This is a genomic window from Streptococcus sp. Marseille-P6264, assembly GCF_902460355.1.
Classification (GTDB): domain Bacteria; phylum Bacillota; class Bacilli; order Lactobacillales; family Streptococcaceae; genus Streptococcus.
The window spans coordinates 64,409-77,683 of sequence record NZ_CABPTO010000006.1 but is presented as its reverse complement, the minus strand read 5'-3'; the positions used below and the strand labels follow the sequence as shown (position 1 = coordinate 77,683).

The following is a 13,275-nucleotide window of genomic DNA, read 5'->3' as shown; positions in this document are numbered from 1 at the left end:
GAAAATCATTTTCAAAAATAATATAATCTATAAAGAAGAAAGGAGATAGGTATGAATAAATTTTTACGAGTGACTTTCATTTTACTGATCTTAGCTATGCTGGGCGCGGCTATAATCCAGATTTTCCAGCCCCAACTCTTGGGAAATGAGTCCATCTACGGCCTAGCTCCCTACTGGCAGCGGGAAATTGGTTTCTGGAATCTGGCTATTCTACCTTTAGTCATTGCCGCCAATATAAAGTATGATTGGTTCTATCTGCGTATGACCTTGCTAGCACTGATTCTGGGTGGACTGGGCTTTGGTACCAATCATCTGCTGGGCTATCTTGAAAAAGCGAATCAAGCCAATCTACTGGGCTGGATTGAAAATTACCTGCTAGTCTGCTGCTGGATCATCGGTTGGGTATTAGAATCTAGAAAAGAAAAAAAGTGATATAGAGAGTATCTACTAACTAATAGTGTAACGATAATCCATAATTATCATAGTTACACTATTGTTTTTATTCCTTATAAATTGTGGTCAATTGAAGAAAATATTAAATCTGGAGAAGATCATAAGGTTCTTCTCCTTTTTGATATGCAAAATGTTAATATTCTTATTTTGAAGTTTTCACAATTACGAAATCAATTAAAAACTCTAGAACAAAAAATAAACCGATAGAATGGATCTATCGGTTTTTGTATGCTATGAAATAAATTAACGTACTGTACGGATACGCATTGTGTTTGTACGAACCGCTTCGCCAAGTGGTACACCTGCAACGATAACGATATCGTCACCAGACTCAACAAGACCTGCTTCAACTGCTTTACGTTCAGCGATTTCGAACATATCATCAGTTGATGAAGGTGTTTCTGTCAACATTGGGATAACACCCCAGTTCAACATCAAGCCACGTTCTGTCAATTCATCGAATGTCAATGCCAAGATATCAGCATTTGGACGGTATTTAGAAATCAAACGAGCAGTGTGACCAGTCTTAGTCAAAGTAACAACCAATTTGATATTCATTGAGTTAGTAGCATCTTTAACAGCTGAAGCCATAACTTCTGTCTTAGAGTTACGTTCGAAAGTGTCTGAGTTCAAACGTCCGTATTCATTAAGAAGAGTTTGAGCGTTCTTGTCGATTGTAGCCATTGTAGTTACTGACTCAAGTGGGTATTTACCGTTTGCAGACTCACCTGAAAGCATTGTAGCGTCAGTTCCGTCGATAACAGCGTTAAATACGTCTGATACTTCTGAACGAGTTGCACGTGGTTTTTCAGTCATTGTTTCAAGCATGTTTGTTGCTGTGATAACAACTTTACCAGCTGCATTGACTTTAGTAATGATCATTTTTTGGTAAACTGGAACCATTTCGAATGGTACTTCGATACCCATGTCACCACGAGCGATCATGATACCGTCAGCAGCTTCGATGATTTCATCCAAGTTGTCAATACCTTGTTGGTTTTCAATTTTCGCAAACAATTGAACGTGACCGTTACCAGTTTCTTCACAGATTGCACGAACTTCGTTGACATCTTTTGCAGTACGTACAAATGAAATCGCGATGAAGTTGATACCTTGTTCCAAACCAAAGCGGATATCGTCGTTATCGCGCTCAGCAAGAGCTGGGAAAGGAATTTTAGTGTTAGGGATGTTTACACCTTTTTGTTTAGCGATAACACCGTCATTTTCAACTTCAACTACAAATTCACGAGTTGCATCATCTTTTTCTACAACGCGAAGACCAAGCTTACCATCGTCAACCAATACTTGGCGACCTACTTCAACATCATCGTAGATATCAAGTCCACCAGCAACGTTCAAAGCAATCACATCGCGAGTTGATTTGATTCCTTGTTTAGTTGCAACACGGATTTTTTCACCAGTTTTGTATGAGTACTCTTTTGCTTCGCCTTCGAACAATTCTGTACGGATTTCTGGACCTTTAGTGTCAAGAAGGAAACCAACTTTTTTACCAGCAATTTCTTCCGCACGTTTAACAGTTGCCATACGTTCACCTTGTTCTTGGTGGTCACCGTGTGAGAAGTTGAAACGGAAAGTATTTGCTCCTGCTTCAATCAATTTTGCAATATTTTGAGCTGAAGCTTCAACGTCCAGTTTTTCACCCCAGTATCCGTCTTCACCGAATTTTTTACCGCCACGGATTTCTACCGCAGGACCTAAAGTTGCAACGATTTTTACGCGTTTGTTCATGATATTAAGAAACTCCTTCTACTATTTGGGGTTTTCACCCCTGATTGACCAATTAAATATTAATGCTGCGATTGAGCTCTGCCAAGCCGATATCAGCTTTATGTGGATTGTTGACAACGATTTTGCCGTCTGCAGTCAGGCTAAAGAGTGCGCCTTCTTCTGCAGTTCCTAAGATTGGGCTTTCCACCATTTTTTCATTACGGATACCTACGGCAACACCACCGATACCTTCTTTAAGTAGTTTAACGGCATGCGCTCCCATACGAGAAGCCAATACACGGTCGCGGGCAGTTGGTGAACCACCACGTTGGATGTGACCAAGTTCAGTCACACGGAGATCGCTAGTATCACCAGCTTCTTTCAGCTTTTTACCAAACTCATCTGCTGACATAACACCTTCAGCAAGAACAATGATATTATGCTTCTTACCTTTTTCATAGCCACGTTTGATGCTGGCAACGATATCTTCCATCTTGAAGCCTTCTTCAGGAATGATAATTTCATCTGCACCTGTAGCAATACCTGCCCAAAGTGCGATATCACCAGCGTTACGTCCCATTACTTCAACAACGAAAGTACGACGGTGACTGGATGATGTATCACGAATCTTGTCAATCGCATCCATAGCTGTAGTCACAGCAGTATCAAAACCGATAGTGAAATCTGTACCAACGATATCATTATCAATTGTTCCAGGCACACCAACCGCTGGGAAACCATGCTCTGTCAAGCGCATAGCACCGTGGTAAGAACCATCTCCACCGATAACAACGACACCTTCAATACCATGTCTCTTGAGTTGTTCGATTCCTTTTAATTGGCCTTCAAGTTTAGCAAACTCTGGATAGCGTGCTGAGTGAAGGAAAGTTCCTCCGCGAGAGATGATATCTCCAACTGAAGTTGCATCAAGTGGATAAATATCTCCAGCAACCATTCCAGCATAGCCACCATAAATTCCGTAAACTTCCATTCCTTCGGAAATTGCTTTACGAACAACTGCACGAATGGCAGCATTCATACCAGGGGCATCTCCACCACTGGTCAAAACAGCAATACGTTTCATTTCGTAATGTGCTCCTTTATCTTTTTAACATTCTTATAGATTATACCATAATCAGAATAAAAATTCTCTTATTTTCCTGATTTTTTACCGAAAAACCGTTTTCATGCTATAAGTTTTTAGTTCAGTTTGAAGCTGGTCTGTTTTTTGAACACGAAAGCCTGTTGCAGGAACCGTTTTCTTTTCATTCTCATAGCGTAGCACTACGGGAATATTTCCTGGGTATCGCTGCAATATCTCCGCAATCTGCTTGTCATGACTAGCATCCGCTAATTGGATCCAAAAACGTTCTGAGCTTGCTTCCTCCGCTTCTGCTAAAATCATCTGCAACCGCCCATCTCTCTCCTGAATTTTTCCAGTCAGATAGTAATGACCTTTTTCTTGGATTTTCTTGGCAAAACGGCGGTAAACTTCAGGAAATAAAGTAACATCTAACTTTTTCTTGGTATCCGTCACTTGCATAAAGGCCATGTTTTCACCGTTTTTTGTGCGAATAATCTTGATCGACTGGACCTCTACTAGAATGGTCGCCTTGCTATTTTCCGCCAACTCTTCAATCCAGACAAAAGGCTGATGGGCTTTCTTAGCTAGGCTAATGAGGGGATGGTCACTAAGGCCAACTCCAATCAGGGCTTGCTCCTGCTCAAACTTTTCTGCAGTGGTAAAATCCTCAGCATCCATCCATGAATAGCTAGTATCAGCAAATAAACTGCCCAGCTCATCCGCAAAGACAAAAAGATTCGGTAGATTGTGCAAAATCTTCTGCCGATTGGGCTCAAAAACATCAAAGAGTCCCAATTGCACCAGTGGGTTTAAAAGTGGCAACTTATGATAAGTCTGCGGCAGGCGTAAGATAAAATCTTCCACACTACTGAAGGGATTCTTTTGACGCTCTTCTATGATCCAGAAAGCAAAATCTCTTGGCAAGCCCTTGATATTTTTCAAACCAAGATAGATTTTTCGCTCCTGAAACTTATCTTTATAGGGAATGTTATGAATGGTCAAGGGAGCTAGCTCAAAGCCAAAGCCGAGTGCATCCGTTATATAGTCCGAACTAGAATAATTAAGCATGACATCAAAGAAGATGTCTGGATAATGAGCCTTGAAGTAGGCCAACTGAAAAGCTAAAGCCGAGTAAGCATAGGCATGACTGCGGTTGAAGCCATAACCAGCAAATTTCTCCATGACCGCAAAAACCTCCTTGGCCTTAGTCTCTGAGTACCCCAATTTGACAGCTCCCTCGACAAATTCTTCCTCCATTTTATGCATTTCAGCAGCATTTTTCTTACCCATCGCCCGCCGTAAAATATCGGCCTTCCCTAGGCTAAAACCACCAAAACGCTGGGCGACCTGCATGACCTGCTCTTGGTAAAGCATGATACCATAGGTTGGAGCCAAGATATCCTCCAAGCTCGGATCAATCATCTCCACGCGCTCACGACCATGCTTGCGCTTGACAAAATTATCAATATAGTCACTAGCGCCGGGACGATTGAGAGAGGTGGTAGCCACTACTTCTTCAAATTGGACGGGTTGGACTCTTTTCAAAAGACTGATGGCACCTGCTTGTTCAAACTGGAAAATACCCTTGGTATTGCCTGCTGCAAAGAGACGCAGAGTTTCCTCGTCCTCCAAGTCAATACGAGCAATATCAATATCAACTCCGTATTTTTCTAGAGCTGCTTCTTTCATCCGCTGAACAAAGGTCAAATTGCGCAGGCCCAGAAAGTCCATCTTAAGCAGTCCATTGCTTTCGACACCGTGGGCATCGTACTGGGTGATATACATGTCTTCCCCATATTTTAAGGGGATTTGATTTGTCAAATCATCGTCACTCATGACGACACCAGCAGCATGGATTGAGGTCTGACGTGGATTGCCTTCGATTTTTTTGGCAATTTCAAAGGCCTTCTGATATTCTAGTTTGCTATTGATAATCTGACGAAAAGCTATATTTCGCTCATAAGCAGTGGTTAAATTGTCTCGAAAGCCAATTTTTTTGGTAATATTGGTCAGCTCGTACTCTGGTAAACCAAAGCGCTTAAAAACATCTCGGATGGCCTGCTTGGCCCCAAAAGTTGAGTAGGTCACAATCTGAGCTGCATGCATGCTACCGTAGCGATCCCGAACATAGCGGATAAACTCTGGCCGATACACATCGGGAATATCAATATCAATATCGGGCATGGTATAGCGTTCTAGGTTTAGGAAACGTTCAAACAGCAAATTCTTTTCTACTGGGTCAATGCCTGTAATCTCCAAAGCATAGGCCACCAGACTGCCAACTGCAGAGCCACGTCCCATCCCCATGTAATAGCCTTGACTGCGGCCAAAGCGCAGCAAATCCCAGACAATAAGGAAATAATCATCAAAGCCCATCTGATGAATGACATCCAGCTCCTGATCCAGCCTTGCTTGATAGTCTTCCCCTGCAAGTCCCCTCTTGGCTAATCCCTCCTCAGCCAACTCCCGCAGCTCCTCTACAGCAGGTCTCTCAGGATTGAAACGTGGAAGTTTCAACTCAGTGTTGATTTCATAGTGGACATCAGCTATCAATTGCTCCAAGTTGGTCAAACTCTCTGGAAAATTTTCAGTGAAAGCTTCCTCTAAAGAGGCTGGCGCTAATAAAAATTCATGGCTCGACAGATGACCGACCTCTCGCAAGCTGATATTGTCCCGAATCGCCCTCAACATCTGCAAGGTTTCCAAGTCTCCCTGCTCAAAATAACGAACCGTATGTAAGGGCAGGACTGACCTAGTCAATTCCTGCCTAGGCGTATCTGGAAAGACCCCAACATAAAAGTCTAAGCCAAGATCTAGTTGATCCACGCCCTCAAAGATTGGTACAATCAGAGCCAGCCCCTTCAAAAGATGTTGAAAGTCTTCCCAATTTTGACGATTCATCATTTTCAAAGTGGAAATCTTCATCAAATTGCGATAACCCTGACTATCCAAGGCCAACAGTCTCAGATTGAGAGGATTTCCATCTTTATAAATTTCCATTTCCAGACCTAGCAAGGGCTGAAGTCCTGCCGCTTTTGCCTCCTCTAGAAAATGATAAGCCCCATAAAGATTGTCCACATCCATCATACCCAGACTTTTGTAGCCCAAGTCCTTTGCCCGTTGAACATATTTTTTGATAGAGACTAAACTATCCATAAAGCTATAAACAGTCTTGGTATCTAGTTGTGTAATCACAAAATTCTCCTTGATACAGCTACGATAAATGATGCCTACTAGTAAAAAGAAGACAGAAAACAATATATTTCCACTTCTTTATTTTTACATTTTTGCTGAAAACCTATGCCAAATCTTGGCTAAATCCTGACTTCTTCATTCCTATCAGTTAAGCAGATTGGACAAGCAATGATTTTCAACATTCCTGCTTCTATTATACCTAAATTTCTGTAAAGAAGAAACTCAGAGTCTCTTATATTCGGCAACCGTGTTTAACTAAAACAAAAAATGAGACAGAACTAAATTCTTCCAAAATTTAATTCTGTCCCATGCCGAATCAATTTTATTATTTACGAGTTGATTTACGTTCAGTGATCGTATGAGCTAGGAGGACTTCGCGCTCTTCCAACTCTTCTTTATGCATAATCTTCGTCAGCATCCGCATACTAATTGCACCGATGTCATACAGAGGTTGTCCGATAGTAGACAAATTAGGACGAGTAAAGCGAGCAATTTGCGAATCATCGCTAGTAATGATTTCAAAGTCTTCAGGAATACGAACACCTAGATCAGCCAAACCATTAAGCAAACCTGCCGCTAACTCATCTCCAGTCACAAAGGCCGCCGTAGCCTTCGAAGCAATCAGACGTTCAGCTAGATGATAACCATCATCGTAGCTATACTTAGACTCGAAGACCAAGCCTTCGCTGTATGAAATTTTCTTACCCTTCAGAGCTTCTTTGTAGCCAGACAAGCGGATTTTACCATTGATATCATCTACCAAAGGACCGCTGACAAAAGCAATTTTCTTGTTGCGCTTAGCCAATAGTTCCACAGCATCAACCGTTGCCTGTTTATAATCAATATTGACACTTGGCAATTGATGCTCTACATCTACCGTGCCTGCTAGAACCACGGGTGTCCGTGAACGTGAAAATTCTGAACGAATTTTCTCTGTCAGATGGTAGCCCATAAAAATAATACCATCTACTTGCTTAGAGAAAAGGGTATTAACAACCGAAACTTCCTTGTCATCATCTTCATCGCTGTTTGCCAGGACGATATTGTACTTATACATTTCAGCAATATCATCAATCCCTTTAGCTAAAGTAGAGAAGTAACTATTCGTGATATTAGGAATTACAACACCAACTGTGGTCGTCTTTTTGCTAGCCAAACCGCGGGCAACTGCATTAGGACGATAGTCAAGACGTTCAATTACTTCTAGTACTTTTTTTCGTGTATTTTCTTTTACATTCTTGTTGCCATTTACAACTCGGCTGACTGTCGCCATTGAAACTCCCGCTTCACGGGCGACATCATAAATGGTTACTGTGTCGTCTGTGTTCATATAGTTTCCTTTCTTTTGTTGAAAATATCGTTTTCATTTTTCTACACTTATCATTGTATCACTAATTGTAAACACTTTCAAGTATTTTAGCGCACAGATATGAAAACTTTTTCATTTTTTATTTACACGAATCGCAGGAAATAAGTTATGGACTCAAAATAGTTTAAACTCAAAAAAATCGGCTTCTGAGCCGATTTTTTATTGAGTTCTTTTAAAGCTCCTTGTGCATCAACCAGAATTTCGTAGTCCTGTCGCAATTCCATTGATGGTAATGTGGATCAAACGTTCTTGTTCTGGTGAAAGTTCTCCTCGCCGTTGACGCTTAATCAGCTCAAGCTGAATATAGTTCAAAACATTGAAATAAGGCATCCGATAGTTCAAACTATCCTTGAGATAGGCATTTTCTGCTAAGAGCTCGTCATGACCTTCAATCGCCAAGATAACATCCTTGGTCAGCTGCCATTCATCTAGGATTGTATTGAAAATATCTCGTACATTTTGGTCTTCACAAAGTCGCGCATATTCAAAGGCAATATTCATATTGGACTTGGATAGCACCATATCGACATTTGATAAGAGGGACTGGAAGAATGGCCATCTCTGATACATAAATTGAAGGAAGGCAAGATTCTTTTCAGGATCTTCATCGATAAATTCTTTGAAGCTAGAGCCAACACCATACCAACCAGGGAACATCACCCGACTTTGAGACCATGAGAAGACCCAAGGAATGGCTCTCAGACCCCCAATTTCAGTAATCGTTTTACGGGCCGCTGGACGAGAACCGATATTAAAGCTAGAAATGGCCTTAATAGGACTAGACTCAAAGAAATAATCGTAGAAACGTTCGTCGCCAAAGACTAGATCACGATAGATTTGGTAGCTTCGATCAACCACTCGATCCATCACTCTTTCATATTCATTGGTCGTATTACTATCACTCTTCTTATAGCTTATCATGCGGTTAATAGCCGCAGATACGAGCATTTCCAGATTATAGTAAGCTGCATCCTTATTACCGTATTTATTACCAATGACCTCTCCTTGCTCTGTCAGGCGGATACGATCATTGATACTTCGCAATGGTTGTGAAGTGATTGCCTCATAAGTTGGGCCACCGCCACGACCGACAGTTCCTCCACGACCATGGAAGAAGGTAATCTTGACGCCAAACTTATCACCGATAGCTGTCAGTTGTTGTTGAGCCTTGTAAAGTGTCCAACATGATGATAAATAGCCACCGTCCTTGTTACTGTCTGAGTAGCCCAGCATGATTTCTTGGTAGTTGTTTTTAGAAGCGATCCATTTTTGAGCAATTGGCAGAGACAGATATTTCTCCATAGTATCGCAGGAGTTATCCAAGTCCTCAATCGTTTCAAAAAGTGGGACAATCTGCACACGCGCCCCTTCTTCATCGATCAAACCTACTTCTTTAAGCATAATCGCCAGCTCTAGCAGATCTGACACACTAGTTGAATGGGAAATAATATTTTGCTTGATAACATCTTCGCCAATCGCATCCTTAAGCTGACGAGCCGTCTTGAAAATTTCCAATTCTTTTTGTAGAAGTTCAGATTTAGGTGCATGAGTGGCTGACAAGATCCGTGGGTCCTCCAGAAGCTGCTTGAGAAGGACTTGGCATTTTTCTTCCTCTGACAAGCTGCTGTAATCTTTCACAATATTAGCAGAAGCCAAGAGCTCCGCCACACAAGCCTCATGGACACTAGAATCCTGACGCATGTCAATGCTGGCCAAGAAGAAACCAAAAATGTCAACCGCTTGTAGCAATTCAGTAAGTTCTCCAGTCACCAGAGCTTGTCCATTGTGCTCCAGCAAAGAATCACGAATAACAAGGAGATCTTCCTTAAATTCTTGCGCATCTTTATAAGATGGAAGTTGTTCTTTTCGTAATTCATCTAAACTACCACTAAGTTTAGACTGGATATAATTTGGAATGATTTCCCTACCATTATGGCTGACTGAAGTGGCTGAATTTGCATGCAGGACTGCTTCAGCTTTATCAGCCAAACGGTGCCCTTCACCAGAAAAATTACCTTCTTTCAGATAAAGTAAGGTCTGAATCAACTTGGACTGAATGTAATGAAAAGCACGGCGATAAGGCTCATTTTCCCGATAAACAGACTTGTCGCTTGACAAAGCTGCCATCTTGGCTACAGCTTCACTGGTTTTTGAAAGATTAGTAGACAGGGAAAAATTACGATAGAGCGTATAAACCTTGTCAATGTAGTAATTCAGAATAACTTCGCTCTGTACCGTCGCAGACAATTTCAGAGTTTCAGCGGTTACAAATGGATTTCCATCGCGGTCGCCACCAATCCACATTCCCATGGTGATGGGCTTAGGATTTTCCAAATGAATTCCTTTTTCTTCTGCCAAGCGTTTATACTCTAGCATTAGGTTCGTGATTGCCTGAAGAAAAGAACTGTTATAGTATTCCATAACGTTAGTAATTTCATTGGTAACCTTAAGTTTCTTTTCCCGAATCATGTCGGTCTGCATCATCAGCTCAATATAGCGACGGAGATTAGCTAACCATTTCTTTTCGTTCACCAGACCAGCTTTAACATCACGATGCTGACGCAACAGTGTGTGGATATGATTTGTCAAATCCAGCATGGTCTTGCGCTGAACCTGAGTCGGATGAGCAGTCAAAACAGGAACAACATTTAGATTTTCCAGGATTTCTTGTGCATTTTCTCGTGTTGAAACCAAATCAATCGTCGTCGAAAGCTTACCAAGGTAGTCTTGGTCGATATTATTTTGATGATTGATCTCATAAGCCAAATCGACATCTTCTGAGATATTGATGAGCAGAGGTAAAATAGCAAAATAGCGTGAGATATAGACCATATCATCCGTGGATAATTCTTCTACTACTGCTTTCAGCTCTTGGTATTTAGATTGAACTGCTAGTTCTTCAATCATGGAGATTTTAGCAAAAGTGTCAGGACTGAGAATATCCCGGGTAATATCTACCAACAAGTCCGTTAAAATAGAAACTTCTTCTCGAATCATTTCTTTATTGCTATAATTTTCTAATTTTGTAAATGACATTATTTACACCTTTCTATTGTTGAAGAGCTAACATACAAGAAGATCTTTTAGGATTGACTTACTTCTAGTTCCTGATACATGGCGTTTCGTCGCTCATTAGCATCAATATTTAAAACAAAGGCAATGGCAACCGATAAAACCAATAAACTATTTCCCCCCTGAGATAAGAATGGGAAGGTTACACCGGTTGAAGGAATCAAGCCCGAAATACCACCAATATTGACAAAGGTTTGCATCAGAATCATACCGCCAATTCCCAAAGCCATCATAGAATTAAATGGATCTTTAGCCCTTGTACCTACGAGAATAATTCGTAAAATCAAGAAAAAGAGCAGGGCTAAAATTAAAGTAGCTCCAAAGAATCCAACTTCCTCAATAACAATCGAGAAAACAAAGTCTGTATGAGCCTCTGGTAGATAACCTCGTTTTTCAATGGAGTTTCCTAAACCTAAGCCAAACCAACCACCATTACTCATGGCATAGTAAGAATTGGCCAACTGGTGACCTGAGCCAGACAAATCGTCGAAAGGGTTGAAAAAAGCACTAAAACGCTTTGCAACATATCCAAAAACAGGAACTTGCTCAACACGCTTGACACCTATCAACCAAATACTCGCTAAAACTGCTGCCGACCCTCCTACAACAGCACCAAGCATGGTCGAGAACCATCTGTAAGCAATTCCGCTGGTGGAAATTACAATCAAAACTGTTAAGAGCAAAATGGTCGCATTTCCTAAGTCGGGCATGATAACCACAAGACCAATCAAGAAAGTAACAATAACCCGCCAATCCGTAACGGCACGCGGAATCAACTGATTAAAGGTGATTGCTTGATAATCATATACTTCTATTTGCTCTTGTTTCTTAGAAAACTGTAGGGCCAAATACCAGACCAAAATAATCTTCAGGTATTCTGCCGGCTGAGCAGTAACTGGGCCGATTTTGAGCCAACCGTGTGCCCCATTGATCGTTCCTGTGATAAAGCGTGAGAGTAAAAGCAGAATAATTTCAGCTATGATAACAAACGTAATCACTCCTGGCCTCTTCAGAAAATCCAGCTTCATTCGGTAAATAATCCCAATCATCACCAAGCTGAAGAGCCAAAAACCTGCTTGAGTGGCGACCATTCGAAAACTATTGAGCCCATTTTGAATGAGGATGGGGCTCGTCGTGGAATAAACGACAATCAAGCCAATGCCAGATAACAGCATGTACGGAATCAAAATTGAGTAATTCAATAAATGCTTTTTGTCAATTTTCATATTTCACCATTTAATTTCTAAAATTCAACCTTCATTATACCACCTTTTGACTCGAAAAAAAAGCATTAGGATAGCTTCAAAAGATTTTTGCTTATTTATCGCCTCAAAAATTCTATTATTTCAAATTGTTTTATCTTCTATTGCAATCAGATTACATTTTCGTATTTCGCTGGGAATATGGATAAATACTTTGCTTTTCTATTTATTTTACGTTACAATGAAACAGTATGAGAAAAAGGATTAAACCGCTTGCACTCTTGCTATTTTTTGCTTGCTTTATTCTATACATTGTCATAAGCAAACACCATCTTGATGTGCAAATTAAACAAGCCCAAACAAAAAAAACTCAAGTCAGTCAGGTGACAACCAAGAAAAAAAAGGAGGAAACTCCTTCAGACGAACCTGAGGAAGAATTGCTTAATAAGCCTATCGTTGACCTTTCTGGTTGGCAATTGCCCAGCGAAATAGACTATGATACCTTATCAACAAATATTTCTGGTGCTATCATTCGCGTGCATAGTGGAGCTCAAGCAAAAAAAGAAAATGTTGCCACTCATTTAAATGGACTTGACAAATCATTTGCTACCCATATTCAAGAGTTTCAAAAACGGGGGATTCCTGTGGCTGTCTATGCTTATATAGCAGCAGGAAATATCAAAGAAATGGAAAAAGAAGCTGAAAGCTTCTACAAGGCATCTTCGAAATATAAACCTACCTTTTACTGGCTTGATGTTGAAGAAAAGACCATGGGCGACATGAACGCAGGAATTGAGGCTTTTCGTGCCAAACTTGAAAGTCTTGGAGCTCAAAATATTGGCATCTACATCGGTACCTATTTCATGGAAGAGCACAGTATCTCAACTGAGAAATTTACTGCCGTTTGGATTCCAACTTATGGCTATAATGACGGCTACTATAACGCTGCTCCAAATACTGAACAGCCCTATGACCTACATCAATACACCTCAGAAGGTAAATTGGAAGGTTTCCCACATAACTTAGACCTCAATCAGCTCTCTCCTGTACAGGATAAAAAAGAGACTTACAAGAAATTATTTTCAACACCAAAATAAAAAAGATGCAAGATAATTGTTAGGAAATCTTGTATCTTTTTTTCTCTGTACAAGATATTTTTCTTGCTTTTTTCA

General features: G+C 40.7%; 8 protein-coding genes. 2 read left to right on the top strand and 6 right to left on the bottom strand.

Annotation, left to right across the window (positions count from 1 at the left end):
• Positions 1-51 precede the first annotated feature (51 nt).
• Positions 52-432, top strand: coding sequence for a hypothetical protein (locus FZ941_RS08405; RefSeq protein WP_005590678.1), 381 nt, complete (start codon positions 52-54; stop codon positions 430-432).
• Between the two features lie 264 nt (positions 433-696).
• Here the strand turns inward: FZ941_RS08405 and pyk are convergent, their stop codons facing one another.
• The 6 genes from pyk to ftsW all read right to left on the bottom strand — a co-directional run bounded on the left by pyk (position 697) and on the right by ftsW (position 12,127).
• Positions 697-2,202, bottom strand: a complete 1,506-nt coding sequence (gene pyk / locus FZ941_RS08400) for a pyruvate kinase (RefSeq protein WP_148887536.1) — start codon at positions 2,200-2,202, stop codon at positions 697-699.
• Positions 2,203-2,254: 52 nt separating this feature from the next.
• Complete coding sequence (gene pfkA, locus FZ941_RS08395) at positions 2,255-3,265, bottom strand: 6-phosphofructokinase (RefSeq protein ID WP_148887535.1); 1,011 nt, start codon at positions 3,263-3,265, stop codon at positions 2,255-2,257.
• An 84-nt stretch (positions 3,266-3,349) separates the two neighbouring features.
• The gene (locus FZ941_RS08390; protein WP_148887534.1) at positions 3,350-6,460 is read right to left on the bottom strand and encodes a DNA polymerase III subunit alpha; all 3,111 of its coding nucleotides are present in this window, start codon (positions 6,458-6,460) and stop codon (positions 3,350-3,352) included.
• Between the two features lie 325 nt (positions 6,461-6,785).
• Positions 6,786-7,790, bottom strand: a complete 1,005-nt coding sequence (ccpA, locus tag FZ941_RS08385) for a catabolite control protein A (protein ID WP_148887533.1) — start codon at positions 7,788-7,790, stop codon at positions 6,786-6,788.
• A gap of 228 nt (positions 7,791-8,018) precedes the next feature.
• Entirely contained in the window at positions 8,019-10,865 is a 2,847-nt protein-coding gene (gene ppc / locus FZ941_RS08380; protein ID WP_148887532.1) for a phosphoenolpyruvate carboxylase, read from the bottom strand.
• A 47-nt stretch (positions 10,866-10,912) separates the two neighbouring features.
• Positions 10,913-12,127: a cell division peptidoglycan polymerase FtsW gene (ftsW, locus tag FZ941_RS08375; protein WP_125370645.1), complete on the bottom strand. Its 1,215-nt coding sequence runs from the start codon at positions 12,125-12,127 to the stop codon at positions 10,913-10,915.
• Positions 12,128-12,354: 227 nt separating this feature from the next.
• Between ftsW and FZ941_RS08370 the strand changes: the two genes are divergently transcribed.
• A complete protein-coding gene (locus FZ941_RS08370) occupies positions 12,355-13,200 on the top strand; it encodes a glycoside hydrolase family 25 protein (protein WP_125370646.1) in 846 nt (281 codons plus the stop codon).
• Positions 13,201-13,275 lie beyond the last annotated feature (75 nt).

What these genes read in the sequence shown, in the direction of transcription:
- FZ941_RS08405 (WP_005590678.1), top strand. Translation starts at nt 52, where the DNA reads ATGAATAAATTTTTACGAGTGACTTTCATTTTACTGATCTTAGCTATG.
- pyk (WP_148887536.1), bottom strand. Translation starts at nt 2,202, where the DNA reads ATGAACAAACGCGTAAAAATCGTTGCAACTTTAGGTCCTGCGGTAGAA.
- pfkA (WP_148887535.1), bottom strand. Translation starts at nt 3,265, where the DNA reads ATGAAACGTATTGCTGTTTTGACCAGTGGTGGAGATGCCCCTGGTATG.
- ccpA (WP_148887533.1), bottom strand. Translation starts at nt 7,790, where the DNA reads ATGAACACAGACGACACAGTAACCATTTATGATGTCGCCCGTGAAGCG.
- ppc (WP_148887532.1), bottom strand. Translation starts at nt 10,865, where the DNA reads ATGTCATTTACAAAATTAGAAAATTATAGCAATAAAGAAATGATTCGA.
- ftsW (WP_125370645.1), bottom strand. Translation starts at nt 12,127, where the DNA reads ATGAAAATTGACAAAAAGCATTTATTGAATTACTCAATTTTGATTCCG.
- FZ941_RS08370 (WP_125370646.1), top strand. Translation starts at nt 12,355, where the DNA reads ATGAGAAAAAGGATTAAACCGCTTGCACTCTTGCTATTTTTTGCTTGC.